At 58.7% G+C, this 24,197-nt stretch carries 27 protein-coding genes and 2 pseudogenes; 10 read left to right on the plus strand and 19 right to left on the minus strand.

All coding sequences use genetic code 11. The features are described 5' to 3' along the window. Positions 1-23 precede the first annotated feature (23 nt). Complete coding sequence (locus ACWFVE_RS11360; RefSeq protein ID WP_447529381.1) at positions 24-920, minus strand: LysR family transcriptional regulator; 897 nt, start codon at positions 918-920, stop codon at positions 24-26. 141 nt (positions 921-1,061) lie between these two features. Between ACWFVE_RS11360 and ACWFVE_RS11365 the strand changes: the two genes are divergently transcribed. Further along, positions 1,062-2,021 (plus strand): AEC family transporter, encoded by a 960-nt coding sequence (locus tag ACWFVE_RS11365; RefSeq protein ID WP_447529382.1) that lies wholly within the window; start codon positions 1,062-1,064, stop codon positions 2,019-2,021. A gap of 45 nt (positions 2,022-2,066) precedes the next feature. Here the strand turns inward: ACWFVE_RS11365 and ACWFVE_RS11370 are convergent, their stop codons facing one another. From ACWFVE_RS11370 to ACWFVE_RS11390, 5 genes are all read right to left on the minus strand, one after another. Further along, positions 2,067-2,498 carry a GNAT family N-acetyltransferase gene (locus ACWFVE_RS11370; protein WP_447529383.1) on the minus strand — a complete coding sequence of 144 codons (432 nt, stop codon included), beginning with the start codon at positions 2,496-2,498 and terminating at the stop codon, positions 2,067-2,069. Between the two features lie 52 nt (positions 2,499-2,550). Then, positions 2,551-2,835 (minus strand): type II toxin-antitoxin system RelE family toxin, encoded by a 285-nt coding sequence (locus ACWFVE_RS11375; protein WP_447529384.1) that lies wholly within the window; start codon positions 2,833-2,835, stop codon positions 2,551-2,553. Continuing rightward, positions 2,825-3,076 carry a type II toxin-antitoxin system Phd/YefM family antitoxin gene (locus ACWFVE_RS11380; RefSeq protein ID WP_447529385.1) on the minus strand — a complete coding sequence of 84 codons (252 nt, stop codon included), beginning with the start codon at positions 3,074-3,076 and terminating at the stop codon, positions 2,825-2,827. Before ACWFVE_RS11380 ends, ACWFVE_RS11375 begins: the two co-directional genes overlap by 11 nt. A 111-nt stretch (positions 3,077-3,187) precedes the next feature. Further along, a complete protein-coding gene (locus ACWFVE_RS11385; RefSeq protein WP_447529386.1) occupies positions 3,188-3,502 on the minus strand; it encodes a hypothetical protein in 315 nt (104 codons plus the stop codon). A gap of 116 nt (positions 3,503-3,618) precedes the next feature. After that, positions 3,619-4,002, minus strand: a complete 384-nt coding sequence (locus ACWFVE_RS11390; protein ID WP_447529387.1) for an NUDIX hydrolase — start codon at positions 4,000-4,002, stop codon at positions 3,619-3,621. 174 nt (positions 4,003-4,176) lie between these two features. Here ACWFVE_RS11390 and ACWFVE_RS11395 point away from each other — a divergent pair, with 174 nt between their 5' ends. Continuing rightward, entirely contained in the window at positions 4,177-5,007 is an 831-nt protein-coding gene (locus ACWFVE_RS11395) for an AraC family transcriptional regulator (RefSeq protein WP_447529388.1), read from the plus strand. 39 nt (positions 5,008-5,046) lie between these two features. Then, positions 5,047-5,661 (plus strand): LysE family translocator, encoded by a 615-nt coding sequence (locus ACWFVE_RS11400; protein WP_447529389.1) that lies wholly within the window; start codon positions 5,047-5,049, stop codon positions 5,659-5,661. A 58-nt stretch (positions 5,662-5,719) separates the two neighbouring features. Here ACWFVE_RS11400 and ACWFVE_RS11405 read toward each other — a convergent pair whose 3' ends face one another. From ACWFVE_RS11405 to ACWFVE_RS11420, 4 genes and pseudogenes are all read right to left on the minus strand, one after another. Beyond that, positions 5,720-6,004: a 2TM domain-containing protein gene (locus ACWFVE_RS11405; RefSeq protein ID WP_447530531.1), complete on the minus strand. Its 285-nt coding sequence runs from the start codon at positions 6,002-6,004 to the stop codon at positions 5,720-5,722. A gap of 75 nt (positions 6,005-6,079) precedes the next feature. Beyond that, a pseudogene (locus ACWFVE_RS11410) lies at positions 6,080-6,139 on the minus strand (XRE family transcriptional regulator); the annotation flags it as partial. Between the two features lie 240 nt (positions 6,140-6,379). Continuing rightward, positions 6,380-6,598, minus strand: a pseudogene (locus tag ACWFVE_RS11415) (YpsA SLOG family protein); the annotation flags it as partial. Between the two features lie 266 nt (positions 6,599-6,864). Beyond that, positions 6,865-7,758 (minus strand): LysR family transcriptional regulator, encoded by an 894-nt coding sequence (locus tag ACWFVE_RS11420; RefSeq protein ID WP_447529390.1) that lies wholly within the window; start codon positions 7,756-7,758, stop codon positions 6,865-6,867. Positions 7,759-7,894: 136 nt separating this feature from the next. Between ACWFVE_RS11420 and ACWFVE_RS11425 the strand changes: the two genes are divergently transcribed. From ACWFVE_RS11425 to ACWFVE_RS11440, 4 genes are all read left to right on the plus strand, one after another. Next, entirely contained in the window at positions 7,895-9,091 is a 1,197-nt protein-coding gene (locus ACWFVE_RS11425; protein WP_447529391.1) for a M20 aminoacylase family protein, read from the plus strand. A 39-nt stretch (positions 9,092-9,130) separates the two neighbouring features. Further along, positions 9,131-9,355, plus strand: a complete 225-nt coding sequence (locus ACWFVE_RS11430) for a DUF3311 domain-containing protein (protein WP_447529392.1) — start codon at positions 9,131-9,133, stop codon at positions 9,353-9,355. Then, on the plus strand, positions 9,348-10,820 hold the full coding sequence (locus tag ACWFVE_RS11435) for a sodium:solute symporter family protein (RefSeq protein WP_447529393.1): 1,473 nt from the start codon (positions 9,348-9,350) through the stop codon (positions 10,818-10,820). Before ACWFVE_RS11430 ends, ACWFVE_RS11435 begins: the two co-directional genes overlap by 8 nt. Before the next feature lie 218 nt (positions 10,821-11,038). Continuing rightward, on the plus strand, positions 11,039-11,773 hold the full coding sequence (locus ACWFVE_RS11440) for an SDR family oxidoreductase (RefSeq protein ID WP_447529394.1): 735 nt from the start codon (positions 11,039-11,041) through the stop codon (positions 11,771-11,773). 89 nt (positions 11,774-11,862) lie between these two features. Here the strand turns inward: ACWFVE_RS11440 and ACWFVE_RS11445 are convergent, their stop codons facing one another. The 3 genes from ACWFVE_RS11445 to trpB all read right to left on the minus strand — a co-directional run bounded on the left by ACWFVE_RS11445 (position 11,863) and on the right by trpB (position 15,646). Further along, positions 11,863-13,380 (minus strand): Fic family protein, encoded by a 1,518-nt coding sequence (locus tag ACWFVE_RS11445; protein WP_447529395.1) that lies wholly within the window; start codon positions 13,378-13,380, stop codon positions 11,863-11,865. 191 nt (positions 13,381-13,571) lie between these two features. Then, on the minus strand, positions 13,572-14,432 hold the full coding sequence (trpA, locus tag ACWFVE_RS11450; RefSeq protein WP_447529396.1) for a tryptophan synthase subunit alpha: 861 nt from the start codon (positions 14,430-14,432) through the stop codon (positions 13,572-13,574). Next, positions 14,429-15,646 carry a tryptophan synthase subunit beta gene (gene trpB, locus ACWFVE_RS11455; RefSeq protein ID WP_447529397.1) on the minus strand — a complete coding sequence of 406 codons (1,218 nt, stop codon included), beginning with the start codon at positions 15,644-15,646 and terminating at the stop codon, positions 14,429-14,431. The genes trpA and trpB overlap by 4 nt, the downstream gene beginning before the upstream one ends. 118 nt (positions 15,647-15,764) lie before the next feature. On the opposite strand from trpB, the gene ACWFVE_RS11460 reads away from it, so the two are divergent. After that, positions 15,765-16,664, plus strand: a complete 900-nt coding sequence (locus ACWFVE_RS11460) for a LysR family transcriptional regulator (protein ID WP_447529398.1) — start codon at positions 15,765-15,767, stop codon at positions 16,662-16,664. A 13-nt stretch (positions 16,665-16,677) separates the two neighbouring features. Here the strand turns inward: ACWFVE_RS11460 and mmuM are convergent, their stop codons facing one another. Both mmuM and ACWFVE_RS11470 read right to left on the minus strand, forming a co-directional pair. Beyond that, positions 16,678-17,634: a homocysteine S-methyltransferase gene (gene mmuM / locus ACWFVE_RS11465; RefSeq protein WP_447529399.1), complete on the minus strand. Its 957-nt coding sequence runs from the start codon at positions 17,632-17,634 to the stop codon at positions 16,678-16,680. Then, on the minus strand, positions 17,631-19,061 hold the full coding sequence (locus tag ACWFVE_RS11470; protein WP_447529400.1) for an amino acid permease: 1,431 nt from the start codon (positions 19,059-19,061) through the stop codon (positions 17,631-17,633). Before ACWFVE_RS11470 ends, mmuM begins: the two co-directional genes overlap by 4 nt. A gap of 330 nt (positions 19,062-19,391) precedes the next feature. On the opposite strand from ACWFVE_RS11470, the gene ACWFVE_RS11475 reads away from it, so the two are divergent. After that, positions 19,392-19,952 (plus strand): hypothetical protein, encoded by a 561-nt coding sequence (locus ACWFVE_RS11475; protein ID WP_447529401.1) that lies wholly within the window; start codon positions 19,392-19,394, stop codon positions 19,950-19,952. 60 nt (positions 19,953-20,012) lie between these two features. Here the strand turns inward: ACWFVE_RS11475 and ACWFVE_RS11480 are convergent, their stop codons facing one another. After that, positions 20,013-21,050, minus strand: a complete 1,038-nt coding sequence (locus tag ACWFVE_RS11480) for a DUF2235 domain-containing protein (protein ID WP_447529402.1) — start codon at positions 21,048-21,050, stop codon at positions 20,013-20,015. Between the two features lie 52 nt (positions 21,051-21,102). Beyond that, positions 21,103-21,345 carry a hypothetical protein gene (locus ACWFVE_RS11485; protein ID WP_447529403.1) on the minus strand — a complete coding sequence of 81 codons (243 nt, stop codon included), beginning with the start codon at positions 21,343-21,345 and terminating at the stop codon, positions 21,103-21,105. Between the two features lie 59 nt (positions 21,346-21,404). On the opposite strand from ACWFVE_RS11485, the gene ACWFVE_RS11490 reads away from it, so the two are divergent. After that, entirely contained in the window at positions 21,405-22,334 is a 930-nt protein-coding gene (locus ACWFVE_RS11490; protein ID WP_447529404.1) for a glycerophosphodiester phosphodiesterase, read from the plus strand. A gap of 33 nt (positions 22,335-22,367) precedes the next feature. Here ACWFVE_RS11490 and ACWFVE_RS11495 read toward each other — a convergent pair whose 3' ends face one another. Together ACWFVE_RS11495 and ACWFVE_RS11500 are read right to left on the minus strand one after the other, a co-directional pair. Then, positions 22,368-23,303: a LysR substrate-binding domain-containing protein gene (locus ACWFVE_RS11495; RefSeq protein ID WP_447529405.1), complete on the minus strand. Its 936-nt coding sequence runs from the start codon at positions 23,301-23,303 to the stop codon at positions 22,368-22,370. Beyond that, a complete protein-coding gene (locus ACWFVE_RS11500; RefSeq protein ID WP_447529406.1) occupies positions 23,304-24,185 on the minus strand; it encodes a dihydrodipicolinate synthase family protein in 882 nt (293 codons plus the stop codon). It abuts the gene before it with no gap. Positions 24,186-24,197: the final 12 nt, after the last annotated feature.

Raw genomic sequence — 24,197 nt, forward strand, 5'->3', positions numbered from 1 at the left:
GGCTCATTGCACAAAGCGCACACTCACTCGACCAGCGAACGACTCACGTAGCGGGCAAACCGCTCGTGCAGCTCGCTTGCGTTCGACACGCTGAGCACCAGTTGGATGGACGGTAAATCCGGTACACCGTTCGCCTCGGATAGTACGCAAAGCTCCTCGGTCAGCGCGCTTTGGGGAAGGATTCCCACCCCCAGCCCGCTGATGACCGCCTTTTTGACGTTATCGAACGACCCGCTCACGTAGGAAAAATAGTGCGAGCGGCCGACACTCTTGAGTGCCGTAACAGCGCTATTGCGGATCACACACCCGTCCATAAACGTGGCCAGCGCGATATCGTCCATCTCATCGAAATGGACGGCGCCGGCGCTTACCCAGAAAAGCGGCTCGACCTGAATGACCTGCTCGGTTTTCGAAACCACGGGCTGGCCCGCAATGCCCTTGAGAATCACCATATCGAGCTGCTGCTTTTCGGTCATCGCGGAAAGCACCGCCGAGGAAGCCGCGGTGACTTCAACCCGAAGCCCCGGGTTTTCTTCCAAACAAAGCGAAATCACCTTGTGAAGATTGCTCACCGCGAAGTCGTCCGGCACGCCCAGCGATATCTTGCCTTCCAGGCGTGAGGCCTTTAACGAATTAACCGCTCGGCTCGTGCGGTGAAGAATATCCCGAGCCGCCGGCAGTAGCCGCCGCCCTTCTTCGGTAAGGCCCATCACCTGGCCCTGGCGGCGCTCGATCAAGCGACAGCCCACCTCCTCTTCCAGGCGCTTGAGGCCCACGCTCAGCGTCGATTGAGTACGCGCCAGCGCCTCGCTCGCCCGGCCAAACCCGCCGTACTGCGCCACGCTCACGAAGGCGCGCAGTTGCTCGAGCGTGATACCGCGCCCGTTAAGAGGGTTTTCATCTTGCCCTTCTGACTGCATGGCCGCCCTGCCTCCCCAACATTGATAAAAGCGATTTTAACAGCGACACAATTCATTTAACAAAAAATGAACGGGCCGTGAAAATCGCTCAAGTCGAGGGGCCTTGCCACTCCCCACATTATTCAAACCGTGAGAAATGCCATGTTCATGATCGTTGTCCCCATTTTTATGGTGATTCTTCTAGGCTACGGCTTCGGGAAGGTAAAACCGGATAGCGGAAGTTCGGATAAACTCATCAATGATTACGTCTTATACATCGCGCTTCCCGCCCTGCTGTTTCTGGCCATTGCCAACGCGGAGATCGACGAACTCAAACAGTGGGGCTTCATCGGCGCCTCCCTTGTGGGGATTGTGGTCATTTACGTCATAGCGGGACTGGTGGCCAGGTTCAAAGGCGTGTCGCTGCCGCAGTCGTCGATCCTTAGCATGGGGGCCTGCTATGGCACGACCGGCTATATGGGCGTGCCCATCCTGATTTCCGTGTACGGCCAGGAGGCCGCACTGCCGGCCGCCATCGCGACGATCCTGCACAATATTCCCGCCATCATGGCCGTTATCATCAGTTGGGACCTGTTCGCCAGCCGCCAGCGCGCGGAACACACCTCGGCGGTGGCCAGTCTCTGGAAAGCCTTTAAGACGACGTTCACCAACCCGCTGACCGTATCGGTACTCGCCGGGCTCGTCTTCGTACTGTTCGGTATCAAAGTGCCCGCTTTTTTGGACGCGTTTGCCGGTTTTCTGGGGAGTGCGGCGGGCCCAACGGCGCTGTTTGCCCTGGGGCTTGGCTTATCCCGGCTCAATATGAAAGAGCACGTGACCGGGGAAGCAATGGGCATCGTCGCACCCATGCTGGTACTCAAGATATTTCTACAGCCCGCCATTACGTTGCTGGCGGGCGTGTATCTCTTTGGCATGGGGGAAGAGAGCGCGCTTTGGCTGGCGGCGGCAGTGGTCATGGCGGCGCAGCCGATCGGCGCGGGGGTTTATGTATTCGCGAAGAAGTATGACTACCGCCAGGACACGATATCGCTTGCCATCATCGCGTCTTTATTGGTGTCGTTGATGACCCTGCCGGTCATTTTAAGCCTGATGCGCGGTTAAAGCGGTGATCAAAGGTGCAGGGCCCAAGCGTTGCTTGAAAAGTGCTTAAGCGTTGGGCCCGGCACCGTTGATGAAGGAGTAGAGCGAGATATCGCTACGAAACTCCCAGCCCAGGTTTTCCCAGAAGCGCTTGCCGGCGGCGTTATCCACCAGCAGCATCAAATGCGACTTGTGAATCCCCTCCTCTTTCAGCCCATCCAGGCAGCGCTTTACCAGCGCCCGGCCAATGCCCTGCTCACGCTCGCCGGGCGCGACGCACAGGTGCTGGATAAACCCGCGGTGGCCGTCGTGGCCACCCATGATGGTGCCCACCAGCACACCGTCACGCTCGGCGATCACGCTCAGCCCCGGGTTGCGCTCAAGGTAGCGCGCAATGCCCTCGCGGGAATCCACTTCGCGTAGCCGCACGCCCGGCGTTTGCTGCCAAAGCGCCACGGCGGCGGCGTAATCGTTGAGGGTCATGGGGCGGTAGTGCATAAGGGTAGAATCTCGTGGAATTTATTAATGCGGGAAGTGTTAAAGACGTACGTTATGTACGGCGCTTGAGAGTTGTGTATACCTTACCTTTGTCGCGCTTGCCGACGGCCAGTACATATACAAACAGCTCATCGTCGACGATTTCATACACGAGGCGATAACCAGCAGTGCGCAGCTTGATCTTGTAAATCGCGTCATACCCGCTGAGCTTGTCTGCTGGTACACGAGGATTTTCAAGTCGTTCAGCCAGCTTCTTTTTGAACTGGTTTTTGACTGGCGCTCCCAGTTTTTCCCACTCCTTTAACGCAGCGGGTACAAACCGAAGTCTATAGGTCATCCAACTCTACCGTGACCGCTTTATCCTTGTCGCCTCGGCGCTGCTCTACCAACCTGGCAAGCTCGTAATCTTCGAGCATTTCCATCATGGCCTCAAAGGTCTCGGCCGGGACCAAATAAGCGGCAGGCTTGTTGTGATTCAACACGGCAATAGCGGCGCCGTCGGCTTGCGCCAGCAGCGAGGAAGGGTTCTTTTTCAATTCAGAAATACTGACGGATAGTGGGGCCAATACCTGCTGCATGGTTGGCTGCTCCAAAAAAAGGGCTAATTCAAGCCCTGATTTTAGTACTTATTTCACCTTCTCGCTATGCCTTCCCATACTCCACACAACCCGCGCCCCTTCGAGCCAAGTCTAAAAGCTTATCCCCAGCCGCAGCGCCTGAAGGCCATCGAGGGTCACACTGACCTCATCAGAAAACACCGGGTGCCCTTCGATTCCCAGGTCCAGTGCCGCTTGCGAGCCACGATAGCTCACGTTCAGCGTTACGTCCGTCGAGGTACTCACCGGCGCCCACAGCCCGTACTCGACACTTTCCACATTCACGCCGGAGAGCCCGCGCTCATCGAGCGCCTGCTGCACCTCCCGCTCTACGGCGTGGCCGTAGTAGAAATAAACGCCCGCATAACCCAGCACCAATACCACTAACAGTGAAAAAAGCTTACCCATGAACGTCCCCACGTTAACGCCGTCGATCAACGGCCAAGGCGTGATAATGCCAATGGCGAATCCAGGGCACAAGCAAGCCCCGTGGGCCAAACACCTGGTTTTTGGCATCAAAACGATCAGTGATTGAACAACCGCCATGCGTCAATGGAACGAGCATAGCCTGGCGGCAGGTTGGCGGGTAACGCATCCACTGGGAATGTCTCGATTCTTGAATGTTCATGACTGACTTTCGGCGCAAAGCCGCCCACGAGACGACAGCCATAGGTCACGATGAACACGTGCTTGCCGGGAATGACCTCGAACAGGTAGCTATCGATAATGCCCTGAGCGGCTACCTCGACATCCAGCTCTTCTTTGAACTCTCTCTCCATACACCCAGAGGAGCTCTCGCCGACTTCGATACGCCCACCGGGCAATTCCCACTCGTTGCGATCATTGAGCGCCAGCACGACCTCGCTTGAGGGTAGTAGCAAGACGCCTTTAATGGAGACTGGAAACATGCTTTTCCTTGTTATCGATCAGTTAGCCTTGATGGATACGGCACAGCGCCAGGCCTGACGCCATACCACTGCCAGTACTCGTTCCTTCAAGCCTCACCGATTGAGCAATTATGTACAAGCGAAGGCTAGCGACACTGACGTAAGCTAACAGGGTAACGCACCAGGGAGCGCGCAATGTCTAACGCTAGCCGATTTCAGTTCATCAAGAGCCAGCACGTGCCGGGCCTGACGTTGCTGCACGCGGCGCTCGACGACTTTCGCTACGACCGCCACGCTCATGAAGAGTACGCCTTCGGTGTGACGCTTTCCGGGCGCCAGGATTTCTTTAGCGGCGGGCAGTTTCACAAAAGCCCGCCGGGCAACGTCATTGTGTTCAATCCGGAAGAAGTACACGACGGCCAGCCCGGCGGCGATCACACGCTGGGTTACCTGATGCTGTACGCCGAACCCGCGCAGGTGAATCCGCTGTTTGCCGAGGTGCTGGGGCGCCACACCAGCGCCGGCTTTCGCTCCCCCAATACGCTCATTCAGGATGCCCGCTTGCGCGGCGCTATTATGGAGCTGGCGCGGCTGGTGACCCGTAACGTAGGCAGCGCCATCGATCAGGAAAACGCGCTTTACCAGATCGTGGAGCGAAGCGTGCAGTTGGGCGGCACACCGTCTACCGATACGCTCACCACGCGACCGAAGGCGCTACTGGGGCGGGCGAAGGCGTATATTCACGCCCATCTGGAACAGGATATTTCCCTCGATGAAATAAGCCAGGCGGCACATCTTTCCAAGTACCACTTTTTGCGCCTGTTTCGAACGCATTACGGCATCACGCCGTACCAGTACGTCATCAACTGTCGCATCAACGCCGCCCGCGCGGCGCTCGCCCAGGGCGCTTCGCTGAACGAGGTCGCCCTGCGTTTTGGCTTTGCCGATCTCAGCCATTTCATCCGTCGCTTCAAACGCATTTACGCCGTGACGCCCCACCAGTACCAGCGCGACATCGCCCGCTAATCACTCGCCAAACGACCTACCACCGGACGAGGTTTTACCATGCTAGGAATCATTGCCTACGCGCTGGGCGTCATGTACACGCCCGGGCCCGTGAATCTGCTCGGCTTGAATATGGGGGTCAACGGCCAGGCCAGGCGCTCGGTCGGCTTTTGCCTTGGGGTGGGCAGCGCCATGCTGGTTTACCTGTTGGTGCTGGGCTGGGCAGGGGCTGCATGGATCGACGACCAGGCGCTGGTGGCGATTAGCGCCCTGGGCTGCGCCTACATATTGTACCTTGCCTTCAAAATCGCCCGCGCCAGCGGAAAGCTTGAAACCGAGGCCGCTACCCCGCACCTTTTGAGCTTTCGCGACGGGCTTTTCATGCAGCTACTCAACCCCAAGGCCCTGGTCGCCACCTTGCCCATCACCACGCTGCAATTTCCCGCAGCGGGTATTCAAGGCGCTAGCCTGGCCGTCTGGGCGGTAGCGCTCGCGCTGCTGGCCGCCGGCGCCCCGGCAAGCTATATGCTGGCGGGCCAGTTGATCGGCCTGCGCCTCCAAAGCCCCGGCGTCGTGAAGGGCTTCAACGGGGTCATGGCCGGGCTTTTGGCCGCCGTGGCGCTATCGATCGGGTTCGAGCACGTGTGGCTGCCGCTTGCTAATTCGATCAGCTAGCGGTATCTACTCGCGAAACGATGCAGTCGAGAAGCAGCAGCTTACAGTTTTCTGTCCATTACAGCTTTCTGCCCAGCCTCTTCTCGATCTGTTTTTTCTCCCACTCCGGCCCGAAGAAGTTCAGTACTTCAAAAGCACTCAAGCCATGGCTGATAATGCCTATGCCCCACCCCATGGCGGGCCACCATGCCCACATATATCCCGTTCCACTGACGAGATTAATGACAAACAGCAGGGAGATGATCAGCACATAAGAAATAAGATGGGCATAAAAATCCTTGATGGCCCTTACCTTTTCTATAACGGATTTCTCATTGTCGGTTAGTGTGATTTCGCTGTTCATTTCGGGTTCTCTCTCGAGGTCTGCGACATTGATTTCAAATACAGCAGCCAAGGATTTAAGAGACTCAAGCCCCGGTTTATGCCCACTCTCTATTCGCTGGATGGTTCTAACGCTCAATCCACTGAGTTGAGACAACTGATCCTGGGACCTGCAACCTGAGTTTTCTAACGATCATTGTGTAATCCTTGCTGCTGTTCCAGAAACCATCATCGAAGCCGATAGCGCTTCCAACAACGTCACCAACACGACAGCGGCCTGACAGTTTATTATTTTCAATAGTTTGGAATGGATCGAATTTCAAACGTTGAACAGAATCCCCGAAACGATGCCTTATCAAGCGCTCCGCGCTTCCCCTGACAACCCCTCTCTCATCGTTTATACCACCTGGTCCAACAGCAGGCACATCAAGCGGTTCACATGATGGTAGATACCGGAACAGTGACTGGCGCTAGGCCCGGCGACATTCATGGTGCGCAGATCGAAATCGCGCAGGAAATCGCTCAACAGCACGGCGGCGTTTTTGGGGATCACCATGCCAATATCGATCAACTTATAAGGCTTCACCTGCCGGATAAAGAAAAGCACGGTGGCCTTTGTTCCGCCATTCGGTTAGGACACGTAGAAAACGGCGGTGCCGTCGGCGTTCTATACACCGCGTTTGGTACGCTGACGGTAGCCGCCGCCGATCTTGTCGCGCGTATAGAGATTATCGAGTGCCCCGGTCTGGCCGCCGCTAATGATTCTTTTCAGCATAGTGTGTTACCGGTCGTTGGCGTGGCCAAAGGGCTTGGGAGGCCACCGCGTTTGTGGTCATAAAACCATCGGCCACCGTGTTCACCTCTTTTGCATCTACCATCGTTTCAATCTCTACCCAGCGAGCGATCCTCAGCAATCTCGATGAACTTCTGGACGGCTGAGAGCCCAGAGTCGCGGCGCCATACCAGCATCAAGGGCAATCTAAGATCGAGATCGCTGACACGGTGGCTGACTACACCTTTAGGCGCCCCCGCCATGGTCATGGCAGGCAGAATTGTGCAGCCCATTCCTGCCGCGACCAGACAGAGCATTGTGGCATTATCAGTACCTTCCTGAACCACATGCGGCGTGAAGTCGGCACGCTGGAAAGCATGGATCAACTTGTCATGGTAGGTAGGCGTCGCGCTGCGATCGAACCAGATGAATTCTTCGTTGTTCAGCTCACTCAATTGCTGAGGGGGATGCCTGGCCAATCTGGAGGTTACGCTGGTCACAAGTACCAGATGATCCTCGTAGAGACAGTGACTGCAAAGGCTCTGGTCGTCGGGCGGAAAGAAGAGAATTCCCGCGTCCAGTTCTTCACGGCGTATCGCCTCGATCTGAGGGGCAGATAGAAGTGAATCAACTTTGAGCAAAACTTCGGGATAGCGCTCGCGAAAAGAGTTCAAAAGCCCCGTGATCTGCGGTACCCAAAGATGCATAACGGTAACGCCGAGGTGAAGCTGACCCAACTGGCCATCCGCGATTCGTTGTGCACTGCGCTTGGCTTGCTCAAACTCACCCATCAGCCTTCGCGTATCACGATAGAAAGCCCGCCCGGCCATCGTCAATCGGACCCCCGTACGCGAGCGGTTTAATAGCGTGGTGCCAACTTCTTCTTCCAGCAATTGAAGTTGTCGTGTCAATGCGGGCTGCGCCAGTGGGATGCGCTTGGCGGCCGCCGTAATCGTCCCTTCTTCTGCGACCAGATGAAAATAACTTAAGCGCTTGAAATCCATCTCGCCCTCGTTGGCATTCTACTTTGTGACGATTAGCCATCTAATATTAGTATGGAAAAGCATTAAAAAAACGATTTTCTCTATATTAGTTAGCCCTCCAGGATAAAAGTGTCATCCACAACAATGCGTATCAACCATGACACATTTTATCGACCCGGCGTTTTTCGAAGATCACCACCTCGACCTTACCAACCTGCGACAGGAATTCCATCGCTATCCTGAGCTTGGCTTCCAGGAACACGAGACGGTTAAGCGTATTGCTGAAGAGCTAAAGCGTTTGGATTTGCCTTTTGAAACAGGCATCGGTAAGACCGGCATTGTCGCGACAGTGACGGGCAATCAATTAGACAACGGTCGCCGTATCGGTTTACGTGCCGATATGGACGCGCTACCTATCAAGGAGCTCAACCAGCACGATTACATCTCCGAGTCGCCGGGACGCATGCATGCATGCGGACACGATGGCCACACCACCATGCTTTTAGGGGCGGCACGTTACCTGGCCCAACATCGCGATTTTGCAGGCACCCTGTATCTCGTCTTTCAGCCCGCCGAGGAAGGTCTGGGGGGTGGTAGAGCGATGGTCGAAGATGGCCTGTTCGAGCGCTTTCCTATGCAGGCTATTTACGCGCTTCACAATTGGCCCACGCTTGAGGCCGGTCAGGTCGCCGTTCGCACGGGCGCGATCATGGCTGCCACTGATCGTCTCGATATTGTCGTACGAGGTAAAGGCGGCCATGGCGGCGTCAATCCGCACTTGTCGATTGACCCTGTACGCACGGCGGCCTCGCTAATCCAAAGCTTGCATTCGGTCGTGTCGCGGGAAATCAACCCGCTTGCCCCTGCAGCACTGAGTCTTTGCGGTCTGCAGGGGGGGGATTTGGACGGTTTTGCCATTATTCCCGATGAGGTACGTATCAGCGGTACCGCGCGCAGCCTCGATGACGTGACACGCGGGCGGCTCGAAAGCGCGGTGCGTCGAATCTGCGAAGGCACGGCCACGACCTACGGCTGCGACATCGAGCTGGAGTATCACCGCATTTTTCCGGCCACCATCAACACCGCCAAGGAAACTCGTCATGTCGAGCAGTGCGTCGTCGATACGCTTGGCGAGCCCGCGCTCATCAGAGACACCGAGCCAAGTTTGGGCGGAGAGGATTTCGCCTTCATGCTGGAAAAGTGCCCCGGTGCTTACTTCTTTCTGGGCACCTCCAAGGAAGGCAACGATTACCCGCTCCACAACGCACGGTATGACTTCAACGACGCTATCATTCCCACCGGTTGTCGGCTACTGGTCACCATTGGCTTGAACGCACTGTCAATGGCTGATTAAACGCATTTTTAGACTACAACGCTAAAAAGAGGATGTCGCATGAAATACCACCCCCGGTTACCCGCCCGCTGGATGCTAATCTATTTCTCCATCTGCACCTTGGCCATGGTGTGGCCAGGCGCACTGATCGCCAACCGGATCGAGCCCTTCGTGCTGGGGCTTCCGTTCTTCGTATTCTGGTATGTGGCGTGGGTGTTTGCACTGTTCGTGGGTCTAGCGATCGCTTACCAGGGCGACAAAGCAGAGGAGACGCACGATGAGTGAACCGCTGATCATCACCTCCATTACCGTTGTCTATCTGGCCCTCGTTCTGGCCGTCGGCCTTCGGGCTCGACACAATCAGAGTTCGTCACTTGAAGGCTACGTCGCCGGTGGCCGCCACATGGGCTTGCTGGTTCTCTTCTTCATTCTGGGAGCCGAGGTATTTTCCGCCTTTGCCTTTCTGGGGGCTCCCGGGTGGGCCTACAGCCGGGGTGCTCCCGCTTTATACATCATTGCCTACCTAACCCTATCCGTTGTCGTATGGTGGCTCATCGCCCCCTACATATCCCGGCTCGGACGCTCTCACGGCTACCTAACCCAAGCGGAATTCTTGTCCGCCTGCTACCCGACCCGCAACAACTTCCTGGGGCTTTTCATTGGAGTCATCAGCGTGCTTGCCATCATCCCCTACATGACCATCCAGATCGCGGGTGCTGGTCTGTTATTCGAGGCTGCGACCTCGGGCACGATCCCCTTCTGGCTGGGGAGTCTCCTCGCCTGCGCCGTGGTGGCGGCCTATGTCTATGCCAGCGGCTTACAGGGCATTGGCTGGACCAACCTCCTGCAGGGCATCATGATGATCGCTGTAGCCTGGTTTTTGGGACTAGCGACGGCCGATCAGCTGTTTGGCGGGGTCGGCGAGATGTTTCGCGAGCTGCAGCGTGAAGCACCGGAATACCTGACGATGCCTGGCGCCGACGGTATGGGCTGGGGAGCATTTTCGACCGCCATTCTGGTCAGCGCTCTGGGTTGTGTCATGTGGCCCCATATCTTCATGAAGTTCTACAGCGCCAAGAGCGAGCAAACGCTGAAACGCGTTTTTGTACTTTACCCACTTTATAGCTACCTGCTGGTACCGCTGCTCATCATCGGCTTTGCAGGCGTATTGCTGATAGATACCCCGCTGGATTCTGCCGACCGTGTTCTGCTCACCGTCGTGGTCGAGATCGCGGATTTCCCGGCCTGGCTGGTGGGGCTAGCGCTCTCCGGTGCACTGGCGGCGGCAATGTCAACGGCGGCCAACCTTGCGCATACCTCGGCGACAATTCTGGTTCGCGATGTGGGACAGCATCTCCCTTCACTGCGCAGCATGTCGGATCAAAAAGCGCTCAAGCTGACCCGTTATGGCGTTGTCCTGCTCTCCTTTCTGGCTTACCTGCTCGCATTGGCGAACCCTGGGTCACTGGTGGGGCTTCTGTTGGGCGCATACGGTATCGTGGTTCAACTGCTGCCAATGTTACTGGGCGCTCTTTTCTGGCGCCGCGCGTCCAAGGTCGGTGCACTTGCAGGTCTGGCCGTAGGTTCAGCTATCACCTTGCTGCTCGAATTCGCTATCAGCGCTCCCTTTGGCTGGCATGCAGGGTTCTGCGGACTGCTCATCAATACCGTCGTGTTCATCGCGGCAAGCCTCGCCCGGCCAAATGTCTCTCAACAAACGCCTGCCGAAGCATTGAGCGAACACTCATAGACGCCCTGCTCCAATCGAAAACCACTCCCGGTAGCGTTGGGCCGTTTGCGAGCTCATGGTGAATCTCACCATGAGCTCGCTTCATTCATACTCAACAGTTGCATTGCCTTAACCTGATTAATCGATCCGCTTCCCACTTGGAAATAGTGGCGCTGGGCTGATCATTAATGCGTCTATTCACCTATGCTAATTTCCCCCCTCCTTTCGAAGGAAAAAGAATGCACGATCAAAAAGTAGCCCTTGTCACCGGTGGCTCGCGCGGTATCGGCGCGAGTATTGCCAAAAAGCTGGCCAGTGATGGCTTCGCGGTGGTCGTTAACTTCACGAGCAACACCAAGGCGGCGGCGCAGGTGGTCGAGGAGATCGAAGCCAGCGGTGGCCAGGCCCACGCCGTTCAAGCGGATATTGCCGATGCCCAAGCGGTACGCGCGCTGTTCGATGCAACGCTTGCCCAGTGGGGGCGACTCGATGTGCTGGTCAATAACGCCGGCATTATGAAGCTCGCCCCGCTGGCCGAGATGGACGAAGGGGACGTCGACGCACAGATCGATACCAACCTGAAAGGCTCGATCAACACCCTGCGCGAGGCAGCGAAGCACCTGGAAGATGGTGGTCGCATCGTCAATTTATCGACCAGCGTGGTGGGGCTTAAGCTCGAGAACTACGCGGTGTATGCCGCCACCAAGGCGGCGGTGGAAACCCTAAGTGCGATTCTAGCCAAGGAGCTTCGCGGGCGCAGTATCACCGTGAACGCGGTGGCCCCCGGCCCTACCGCCACGGATCTTTTCCTGAAAGGCAAATCCGACGAGCTGATCGAGCGATTGGCGAAAATGCCACCGCTCGAGCGCCTCGCCGAGCCCGAGGATATCGCCAATGTAGTCGCCTTTTTGGCCTCCCCGGCCGGGGGCTGGGTGAACGGGCAAACGCTGCGTGCCAACGGCGGCGCTGTTTAGCTTACCGCCTCCTCTTCGCGGCATTGTTTAACGCTAAAAACTGACACGCTGATGATTGCTTTTATCAGCGTGTCAGCTCAACAAATGATCTATTCTCGTGTATCAGCAGCCTTCTCACTATCTGCGTATTCTTCAAGTACGCGCTTCGCTTCGGCTTCGATCGCTTCTAGCGCATCATCGGGTACCTGATAGCGAAACTGTTTACGGAGGTTATTTGAAAGGCGCCCGTCGTTACTCAGGCACATCATCACAAGGCGCGCCAAGTCGCTACCTCGAATATCATAGGTTTCGTTTATTGCTGCATAAACGCGATCAAAACACGCCAAATAGCGTGTTTCCGTTTTTAACTCATCTTCCAAGGCAGCTTTTGCCATTTTTAGCGTGAACGCCACCGCGGGTGTAGCATCCCAGTACCGGTAAAGCGCATTCAGGCCCTGGTAATTAAAGTGGTATTCATCAGCATCTATCCACCTGACTCGCCAGTATTCGCGAGCTGGTTTCGAAAATTTCTCCAGTGCACTCAGGTAATCATTTTCATGGCGCTTCATGGCCACTGAAATGGGCAACAGATTGTCATGATAGAGCCCGCCCATCCGGCACAGCGTGTGGTGTATCAGAAAGCGTGAAATACGTCCGTTACCGTCCATAAAAGGGTGCAAAAAGACGAAGCCAAAGGAGAGTATCGCCGCAATCACCAGCGGGGAAACACCCTTTTCAGCGTCATGCTCTGAGCATTGATTTGCCCAGTCCATCAGCGCCTGCATTAACGTATGGCAAAGGGTGGGCGGTGGCGGCAGGTAGCTAACACCTAGTGCTCCGGATGAGCCGTTGTGCAGGTAGTTTTGCTCATGTCGAAATGAAGCCGCTTTATCGAAAGCATTGTTGATAGTGCTGTTTTGCAGCTCCACAAGATACGTTTGTGTCAGCGGCTTACGCTCATGAGCCTGGCGAAGAAGCTGCATAAAGCGCTGCTGCTTATCCGGCGTGGGCGATTCTCTTTCAATGGCAAACGACGATTGCGTTTCACTCAGGTAGGCCCACTGAATCGCGCGGTCCAACATTCCCGGGGGCAATGAGTCCATGAAGATGGATGCTTGAGCCAAAATGTCTTCTTCAAGCAGTCCAGCAATCTCGGGCGTACGCCGCACGGTGGCACAATAATCGAGCGTTCCCAGTCCATTGAAATCGATTCGCCAGCGGCTATCGCGCACCGTGGGCCCGGTAATGTAGTGGTCAGGATCAAACAGAGGCACCGCACGGCCGCTTACAGCAATCTCGAACGGCAGTGGTTTGACCATCGCCTCGTATAAATAGCCCAACTTTCTTAAATAGATGCCGTTGGGAGAGGCGTGCAGCGCGTCTTGAAGCGGCTTAACTGACAAGTGGGGCAAGGCACCGGCCAGAATGGCCAGATTGATACCTTCGTGCTTAAGGGCGAAAAGCATGTGGTTAAGTAACGAGGCATCAGGAGCGCGCACGGCAGGCACCGCTATCTCTTGTTCCAAAAACATAATGCGTGTAACAGGGCGCACCCTGGCAGGATACTCAGGCGGGCATACGGCCAGATTCAAGTACTCATGAAGGTATGCATAGCCTACCGTTTTCATTGCAGAGCGTCCCAAAACCAAAATATTTCGTTCACTTCAACAAGAAAATATTCAGCAAGCAACTAAAACCATTTTTTTTATTAACCCGCACGGCATAACGACACCGTTATCGTCTAAACAACCGCCTACTCGCTGCATTAAAGCAGGACACAACCCGCTTTAATGCAGCACTTAATGTTTGAATTCAGGAATTAACTGATTTGCGGCTCGCGCGCTTCCTCCCGGCAACGGCGCACGCTCGTCGCCAGTTCACGCACCAGGCCGTGCACCTCGCTCACCGCCTCGTCAGCGGTACTGGCCTGCTCGATACGGTCGACCAGCGCGGAGCCTACCACCACGGCGTCGCTGAAGCGCCCGATGGTCGCGGCCTGTTCCGGGGTGCGAATACCGAAGCCCACGCCGATGGGTAGCCGGGTATGGCGTTTTAGGTCGGCGACCGCGCGCTCGACATTTTCCGGCGTGGCCGCACCGGCGCCGGTCACACCGGCCACGGAGACGTAGTAGATGAAGCCGGAGGCATTGGCCAGCACCGTGGGCAGGCGCTTGGCGTCGGTGGTGGGCGTAGCCAAGCGGATGAAATCGATGCCGTGCCGGGCGGCGGGCTGGCAGAGCTCGTCGTCGTGCTCCGGCGGTAGATCCACCACGATCAGGCCATCCACCCCGGCGCGCGCGGCGTCGGTCAAAAAGCGCTCGACGCCGTAGCAGAAGATGGGGTTGTAGTAGCCCATTAGCACGATCGGCGTGGTGGCGTTCTCTTCACGAAAGCGGCGCACCATCTCCAGCGTTTTGGCCTGGGTCTGGCCGGCTTCCAACGCGCGCAGGGCGGCTTTTTGGATGGCGGGGCCGTCGGCCATGGGGTCACTGAAAGGCATGCCCAGCTCGATGATGTCTACCCCCGCTTCCGGCAGGCCGTGTAGCAAACGCCGCGAGGTGTCGGCGTCCGGGTCGCCGGCGGTCAGGTAGCTGACCAGCGCCGGGCGGTTTTCTTCTTTCAGCGCGGCAAAGCAGTTTTGCAGGCGCGAGGTGGGCTTATGGTTAGCAGCGTGACTCATTTGAATTTATCTCCCAGGTAGTGAGCGACGCTCATCATGTCTTTATCGCCCCGGCCACTTAAGTTGACGACCATCAGGTGCTCGCGGGAAAGCGTGGGCGCGCGTTTGGCCACTTCAGCCAGGGCGTGGGCGGTTTCAAGCGCCGGGATGATGCCTTCTTGTTGGCAGCAAATCTGAAAGGCCTCGAGCGCTTCCTCGTCGGTGGCCGAGACGTACTCGACCCGGCCCTGCTCGTGAAGCCAGGCGTGCTCGGGGCCGATGCCGGGGTAATCGAGCCCTGCGGAAATCGAGTGGGCGTCAATAATCTGGCCGTCCTCGTCTTGCAGCAAAAACGTGCGGTTGCCATGCAAAACGCCGGGCGTGCCGCCGTTGAGACTCGCCGCGTGCTTGCCCGTACTCACGCCCTTGCCGCCGGCTTCCACGCCAATCATCTGCACGCTGTCATCGCCAAGGAACGGGTGGAAAAGCCCCATGGCGTTGGAGCCACCGCCAATGCAGGCTACCAGCGAGTCCGGCAGGCGCCCTTCTTTCTCCTGCATCTGGCGGCGGGTTTCATGACCGATCACCGCCTGGAAATCGCGCACCATGGCCGGGTACGGGTGGGGGCCTGCCACGGTGCCAATAATGTAGAAGGTGTCATCGATATTGGTCACCCAGTCGCGCAACGCCTCGTTCATGGCATCTTTCAGCGTGCCGGTGCCGGAGGTAACGGGGATCACCTGCGCGCCCAATAGCTTCATGCGAAACACGTTGGGCTGCTGGCGTTCGATATCCGTGGTGCCCATGTAGATCACACACGACATTCCAAAACGCGCCGCCACAGTGGCGGTGGCCACGCCGTGCATGCCCGCGCCGGTCTCGGCGATGATGCGCTTTTTGCCCATCTGCTGGGCCAGCAGCACCTGGCCGATGCAGTTGTTGATCTTGTGCGCGCCGGTGTGGTTGAGCTCTTCGCGCTTTAAGTAGATGCGGGCACCGCCAAAGTGCTCGGTCAGCCGCTCGGCGAAGTAAAGCGGGCTAGGACGGCCCACGTAGTCGTTTTGGAAATAGGTAAGCTTTCGTTGAAATTCCGGGTCGTTCTTGGCCGCGGCGTACTCGTCCCGCAGCTCATTGATCAGCGGCATCAGCGTTTCCGCGACGAAACGGCCGCCGAAGCTGCCGAACATGCCGTTGCCATCGGGCAGGCTGGCGGGTGGAGTAAAGGGTTGGTTCATCACGACCTCGAATGCCGAAAGAGAAAGTAGTGGCTTTACGCTAACCCGGGCACGCGGCGATAAAAATCGATAAGATGTCGGCTACCTGTGATTTTTAATCAACTATTTCGAGATTACCATGCACCAGAGCCTGCCGCCGTTAAGCGCGCTGCGCGCATTCGAAGCCACTGCGCGCCTTGGCAGCGTCACCGCCGCTGCTAACGAGCTCAGCGTGACCCACGGCGCGGTCAGCCGCCAGCTCAAAAGCCTGGACGAACACTTCGGCACGGCGCTTTTTGGGAAGGCGGGCCGCGGCATTACGCTGACCCGCCACGGCGAGACGCTACAAAGCGGGCTGGGTGAAGCGTTTGGGCGGCTGCGCGACAGTTGCGCTCTTCTCAAGCGTGAGATCGACGGCGCGCCCTTCACCCTGGCCTGCCCGGGCAGCCTGCTGGCGCGCTGGCTGATCCCAAGGCTTGGCCGCCTGAAAAGCGCCCTGCCCGAGCTCAACCTGCAGGTAGTGGTCAGCGAAACCGAGCAGCCAAATGAGCAAACAACCAGCGCAGCGCTCGCGTTTATCGAGCCGCCCTGGCCGGGTGATGGCGAGGTGATCGAGCTAATGGTCGAGGAGATCTGCGCGGTGGCCACCCCGGAGGTCGCCGCCCGCCTCGACTCTAACGCGCCCGCAACGCTTTATAACGCGCCGCTTCTCTACACCGCCTCTCGCCCCCAGGCCTGGCCCGCCTGGGCAAGCGCCAAGGGGCTCGAAGAGGGGCGTTTAAGCGAGGCGCTTACGAAAGGCCAGGGGTTCGATCACCTTTACTACCTGATGGAAGCGGCGGTGGCGGGGCTGGGCGTGGCCATTGCGCCCAAACTGCTGGTGGAGGACGACTTGAAAAATGGACGGCTGGTGGCGCCCTGGGGCAGCGTGGAAACCCCTGCCCGGCTCTGTTTATGGCTGCCGAGCCAAACGAGCCCGCGGGCCGGTGATAAGCTGGCGGCCTGGTTCAAGCAGGCGCTGAACGAGCCAGCGCCTTGAAGCGTCAGTTGGCCTAAAGCGCGCGCCGCCACGCGGCCAGCGCTTCGATATCCGCCGGCGTAGTGCGGCAACACCCGCCAATGCCGGAAGCGCCCGCGGCCAGCCACTGCTCGGCGCCCTGGGCAAGCCCGGAAGGCGCGCTGGTGTGATCGCAGGGCGCGGGGTGCCAGGTTTTGGTCACCGGGTCGTACACCTCGCCGGAGTTGGGGTAAACCAACACCGGCAAATCGCAGGCGCGCTTGATCGCCTTGATCAGCGATTCGATATGCGCAAGCGCAGTACAGTTGACACCAAGGGCCGCCACCCCCGGGCAGCCCGCCAGCGCCGCCGCGCACGTCTTAATCGGCGTACCGTCGCTGATGTGTTCGCCATCCTTCGCCGAAAAGGTGATCCAGGCCTGAGCGCCTGGGTTTTCGGCCAACAAATCGGTGATCGCCAGCGCCTCCTCCAGAGACGGCAGCGTCTCCACGGCCAGCACATCGGCGCCCGCGTTTAATAGAAGCTCAAACCGTTCGCGGTGAAAATCGACCAGCCCGGCCCGGTCCAGCTCATACCCGCCCCGGTACTCGCTGCCGTCGGCAAGGTAGGCACCGTAAGGCCCGACCGAGGCCGCCACCAGCGGTTGGGGTCGGTCGGTTTGGCCGGGCTGCCACACCGCATCGCGGGCTTCACGGGCCAGCGTGACCGAGCGCGTGATCAGCGCGCGCGCCTGCGCCTCGCTTAGCCCCGCCTGCATGAAACCGGGAATCGTCGCCTGGTAGCTTGCGGTAATCGCGCAGTCCGCCCCGGCTTCGAAATACGCCTGGTGCACCTGGCGAATCGTCTCCGGCGCCTGGCTTAAAAGGCGCGCCGACCACAGCGCGTCGTTGAGATCACAGCCAAGCGCCTCGAGCTCGGTGGCCAGCGCCCCGTCGATCACCATGAAAGGCGCATCCGCCAGCAGGGCCTTGATCGGGTTCGACTCGCTCATACGTTTTTCTCCTGGGTGGCGTTGGCTGTGTCTATCGGGATTGGCGGCGCTGCGCGGTGGCGCACGTAGTGCACCAGGTAACAAAGCGCGATGAACGGCACGCCGAAGTAGAGTGCGACGCGCTGCTGCGGATCAAACGCGATACCGATGCACGCCGCCAAACATGCCGCAAACGCGATCAGCGGCACCCAGGGGTAGAACGGCGTGCGGTAGACCAGGTCTTCAAGGCGGCCGCCTTCACGCAGGAACTGGCGGCGAAAGTTGAGCTGGCTGAGCGCGATCGCCATCCACACCACCACTACGGCGAGGCCCGAAATCGACACCAGCACCAGGTAGACGGTTTCCGGCGCGTAAACGCTTGAGAACAGCGCGCCGAAGCCGCCGATCATGCTGAGCAGCAGCGCGTTCATGGGAATGCCGCGCTTGTTGAGCCGGCCAAGCGCCGGGGGCAGCGTGCCTTGATCGGAAAGCGTCCAAAGCATACGCGATGAGGCGTAAAGCCCGGAGTTGGCCGCCGAGAGCAGCGCGGTGATGATCACGAAGTTCATGATGTCCGCCGCCCCCGGCACGCCCAGGCGCTGAAACACCGCGACGAACGGGCTTTGGCTCAGCCCGGCCTGGCTTTGCGGTAAGAGCGCGGCAATCACGATGATGGTGCCGACGAAAAACAGAATCAGCCGCCAAAGCGTCGCGCGGATCGCTTTGGGCACGTTGCGCCCCGGGTCGACGGTTTCACCGGCAGCAATGCCGATGAGCTCGGTGCCGGAAAACGCAAACATCACCGCCAGCAACGTAGTACCGATAGCCAAGAGGCTCGGCGACATGGCGCCCTCGCCCCAGAAAGCCGAAAGCCCAGGGGATGCCACGCTAGCGCCGCTTGCATCCTGCAGCGGCACCCAGCCGATGATCGCGCCGGCGCCGACGATGACGAACACCACCACCGCGATCACCTTGATCAACGAAAGCCAGAACTCGGACTCGGCAAAAAAGCGCGAGGTAAAGGCGTTGACGCCAAACACGATCGCCGCGAATAGTCCGCTCCAGTACCAGCCGGGCACATCCGGAAACCAGCGCCCCATGAACACCGCCGCGGCGGTAAATTCCGAGCCCAGCGCCACCGTCCAAGTCAGCCAGTACATCCAGGCCACCATGTAGCCGGTACCAGGGCCGATATAGCGGCTGGCGTGGGCGCTGAACGCGCCGGAGTCCGGCATGTGTACGGCAAGCTCGCCCAGGCACATCATCACAAGCCAGGCGACGATCCCCCCCACCAGATACGCCAATACCGCGCCCGTGGGCCCGGCCTGCTGTACGGTATAGCCAGAGCTTAGAAAAAGCCCGGTACCAATGACCCCGCCCAGCGACAACATCACCAAATGGCGCGTCTGCATACTGCGCTTGAAGTGCGCGCCCTCTTGCTCACTCATGATCGATCCTGATATTTGCCTGGCGGCCTCTGAAGGCCTGCGGTCCAACGGGTGTGGCGCGCTATATTAGGGCAAATTCAAGTGGTCAAAAAGGAATTAAAATCGAATCTTATATTCTATTTTTAAATACTCTGCCGCTGCCAAACCGCTCGTGCGGGCTTCGCCTACCGGCCTCTCTCGCCGGGTCAGTCTATCGAGGCGATCTTTTATTCGTTAAACTTAGCATCGTGTCGTGGCATCCGGGAAAATCCTGGCGAATTTGGCCACACCCCAAGGGCAATTACCTGACTATCGACACCTCGATCAAATGCTCATCCATAAGGCTGCTTAATGAAGGTAAAAAGCGTCACCGCGCTATGCAAAGCCGGTGCACTCGCCCTGCTATTATCCGGCTGCGCGGGGTTCGTCGGGGGGGATTTAAAGAATACAAGAGGCGTTTATTTGCCTGGCATGGCTCAATGCTCCTCGGGTGACTATCGCTATCGATTGACCGTGAAGAGCAGCGTTGCCGAGGACGGCAGCTATTCGGACCCTGCTCAATTCGTTGCGGGTTGGACACTCGGCCTGATACCGCTCTACTGGCTCTCCTTCGAGAATAGTCTTGTCGAGGTCGTCGACACTCAACCATCGGATCCAACCAAAGCCGATGAACCGACGCTGGCTTTCTCGCATGATTACAGCGTCAGAGTCCATAAATATTACGGCATCATTTGGCCTATGGTCTTGAATACCAATGGCGTCAATGCGCTCAAGGCCGATACAGGCTTCGGAATTCGCGTTGCACCAGGGGTGAACGCCCGCGCCGTCGGCAAGGCGTTGAGCGAACTGCCCAACGACTTGCCCAGAGACCAGCTCTGTTACGACTCGGGCAAACGCTCACGCTTTAAATAGTGGCGAGCCACCGGTTCGATTGGCCCGAACCCCATCGACGCCAAATAGCCGTGGCTACCATCAGCTTTCCAGTTCGATATCCGCCCAGCCGCGCTCTTTTACCAGCGCCTCGAGTTTGGGCGGGCGGTAGTCTTCATCGCGCTCGTAGCGGGCCTTCACGCTTTTGTGGATCGCCGTGGGTTTGCCTTCGTTGATCAGCGGGCGGTCGAGTTTGGACCTCAACCGGTATATGTGTTTGCGCGATTCATTGAGCGCCGCTTGACTGCCGTCGGTTAGATTCTCGAACAGATGGGGTTCGAGGGCCAAGCCTGCCGCTTTGGCCTCGTCCGCCATCCACTCAAGGGGCATGTCCGAGGTTAGAAGGCCGTTTTCATCCGGTTCCTTGCCCCCGCCTATATCGCTATGTACGCCGGCAAACCACACCTGTTTCAAATCCACGTCTTCACGGGCCTCCCACAGGGTGGGCTCGAAATCCTCGCGCTTTTCATCCACGGCAAGCGCATGGCGCGCGGTGGCGATATTGCTCCCCATCTTGGTGTCGTAAAATTCGTTGTCGTGATTGAAGAGCCCACCCAACAGGCTCAGCGGTATACCGAGTGCGCCCACGGTGTCCCAGACGCCGATAAAATGAATACGGCGAGAAGGATGACAATACGCCTCGCGAAACGCCTTGGCGGCCTCCCCACCGGGCCAGTTTTCGTCGGCGTCGTCCCGGTACATCTCCCAAGCCTGGGTGATCCGGTCCGCCTCTGAGCGCTTCAGAATGCCGCAATTATTGATCAGCCCGCTCAAGGCACGCACGTTATAGGCGCCGCGGCTAAAGCCGAACAGGTAAATGTCATCGCCCGGGGCGTAATTTTGAACGATGTAGCGGTAGCCATCGATAATGTTCTTTTCGATACCGGCGCCGGTCAGCGCGCCGGTCAGCCGGTTATCGTGGGAGCCCACGCCCCAGCCGTAGGAGACGTGCTGGCGCACCTCGCCGCTAAAAGGCGAAATGGCCCGCGCCAGCTTCAATACGTTGGTCGGATAATCCTCTTCCAGGTCTTCTTCGGGCTGATTCCAGGTGCCGTCGGCACAGATGACGAGATTGGCCAAAGTGTCACTCCTTGACGCCCGGGCGAGTGAGCATCACCAGCGTTAACGCTGCCTACTGGTTCGAGGCGATCAGCGTGCCGCCGGCGGCCATGAACAGGCCGCCGGTCGCCCGGTTGAACCGCTTGTAGCGGCGCGGGCTTTGAAACCAACGGCTAATGCTGGAGCCAAGACCCGCATAGGTCGACATAAGCGTGAGATCGATGGCAAGCCAGGTCAACGCAAGAATAATGAACCGGGGTTGGCGCGCAGCGATGAAATCGGGAAACCGTGGGCCTTGAATGTTGATCCAGCCCATTTGGAAAGCGGTCTCAAAAGAGGTACGGTCATTGCCCCCGTTCAATTAAAGGACTGATCATGCAGCACACATCGTGGGTTACTGCTCTTTCTCTAGGTCTTTTCGCTGGTGCTACGACGTCCGCCCAAGCGGATACGCCGCTGGAGCAACAGCTAAAGGATCTGCAGTCGTTTCAGGTCATTGCCCACCGCGGCGCTAGCGGCCATGCGCCGGAAAGCAGCATGGCCGCGCTCGAACTGGCCCACGAGTGGGGCGCGGATTACCTGGAACTCGATATCCAGATGACCTCTGATGGCGAGCTAGTCGCTTTTCACGATGACACCCTCGAGCGCACCAGTAACGGCGAAGGCCATATCAACGATCACACCCTGACCGAGCTGAAAGACCTGGATACCGGCGCCTGGTTCAACGAGGAAAACCCCGAGCGTGCCGAACACGCCTTCGAAGGCGCGCACATTCTAACCCTGGAAGAAGTCTTCAACCGCTTCAGCGAGGATGCCCGGTTTTATCTCGAAACCAAGTCGCCGGAACTCAACCCGGGCGTAGAAGAGGGCCTGGTGCGCCGCCTGGAAGCGTACGACATGATTAATACCGGGCGCGTGCTGATCCAGTCCTTCGATCAGGAGAGCCTTCTCAAAATTCATGAGCTGAACGCGGATATTCCGCTGATTCAGCTCGTGTGGTACTCCCCGGAGGAAGATGACAGTGAACGCCTGACCGAGTGGACGGACGTAACGCCGGGGCCCGGTGAGATCACCGACGAAGACTTCCAGGCGGTGGCCGAGTACGCGGTGGGCCTGGGCACCAACTACCTCCACGAAGGTGTCGAAGTAATCGACGAAGGCTTCGTTCGCCAGGCCCAGGACAACGACCTGGCCGTGCATGTCTACACGGTCAACGACGTTGAGGAAATGCAACGTTTGCTCGACTGGGGCGTGGATGGTCTCTTCACCGACTACGCCGACCGGCTGATCGAGTTGACCGAATAACACCGGAAAAGTAACGCTGAAAAAGCGCTACTTTCAGCCGCCCAATCTCTCCTGATGGCGGCTGACCAGCTCGGCCAGAAACTCCGCCACGGCGCAGATACGCCCGCTCTGGGCAATATCGGCCTGGCTGACCAGGTAAATGGGTTGCGCTACGCCGATCTCTCTAGCGACACAAACAAGCCCCGCGTTCAAGGCCACGATATGCGGCAGTACGGCCAGGCCGAGCCCCGCTTTGGCCGCCGCTACCTGAGTGGCGATGGAGGTCGTGGTCAGCGCGGGCGGGCGCCCTTGCAGGGTGCGCTCACACCACTGAGCCGCCGGCAGGTGGGCATACTCATCCATCCAGGTAATGAAGGCCTCGTCGTCGAAGCCGCCAGGGTTACTTGAGCAAGCGCGCCTGGCGGCAACCTCCGCACTGGCGTACACCCCATAGCCCAGCGTGCCCAACCGCCGAAGCGTCACGTTACCGCGCTCGGGCCTGACCATTCTAAGCGCGAGGTCGGCGTCGCGGCGGTGCAGGTTGACCGTGGTGATATCGGTGACCAACTCCAGGGTGATGCCCGGGTACTGGCGGTAGAGCGCCGGGAGGGCGGGCAGTATCAGCTCAGTGGCTAGATTTTCCGCGGTGGCCAACCGCACTTTTCCGGTGATGGGGGTGTGCTGGGCCGCTCCCGAGGTGAACGCGGCCGCCGCCGCTTCCATCGCCTCGGCGTGTTCCAAAAGCCCCACGCCCTCTTCGGTGAGCCGATAGCCCGACTGAAGCCGGATAAACAGCGCCACATCGAGCGCATGCTCCAGGCGTTCGATGCGGCGGGAAAGCGTGGCAATCCCCAGATGAAGCTCCGCCGCCGCCCCGCTTAGCGTGCCGTTTCGCGCCACGGCCAAAAACGCCCGGGTGTCGTCCCACACCCAACTGCGCGGCAGGGTCTTTTCGACAGAGCCGCCTGGCCCGTTCTTTTGCCCCGTCATCTATAGCGCCTCGATCGCCCGGGCGAGGTTTTCCCGGTGAAGGCCTTCGAGGGTTTTGAGCGGCAGCGGCAAACACGGCGCGCTGATCCGCCCCATTAGCTCCGCCGCGGTCGCGATGACCCTAAGGCTTCCGTGTTCGCGAAAGAGCGCCCAGAGCGGCTCGAGCTCGCTGGACAGCCGCTGAGCTTTTTCGGCATTGCCTGCCTGGGCGGCGCGGGTAATGGCCAGCGCTTTTTCCGGAAACAGACCGCCGAGCACCGAATACCAACCATCGCAGCCGGCAGTCAGGGCGGTGGCTGCGACGAAGTCGCCACTAATGCCAAGAGTGACATCGTCGGGAATCAAAGCGCGCAGCCTAGTGATGCGGGCACTAACCGCGTCGATATCGCCTGCCACCGGCGGTATCTTGATCGACTTCACTTGGGGGAGTTCGGCAATACGCCCATGCAGCTCGTCGCTGAAGGTGAAGTGCGTGGTGCCGGGGTTGTCGTAGACGCAGAGCGGCACGCTAAGCGTTTCGCACACCGTTTTATAGTGGCGGAACACTTCGTCCTCGGTGAGCGTTTGATACGACACCGGTGCCAGCAGCACGGCGCTCGCCCCGCCCTTCTGGGCGTCTTCCGCCAGCGCCAACACGTCGCGGGTGCGCAGCGCCCCGATGCCCACCATCACAGGTATGTCACCAGCGCTTTCCACCGCCAGCCGTGTAACACGCGCGCGCTCCTCCCGGGAGAGGTAAACGTAGCTCCCGGTGGAGCCCAGCACGCCGATGGAATCCACCCGCGCAGCGGCCAGGCGCTGGATCAGGGCGACGAATTCATCTTCGCGACCCCCCTGCTCGTTCATGGGCGTTAACGGAAAGGCACTGAGGCCGGTGAACATGGGGTTCTCCTT

The sequence above is a fragment of the Vreelandella mediterranea genome, from assembly GCF_970647075.1.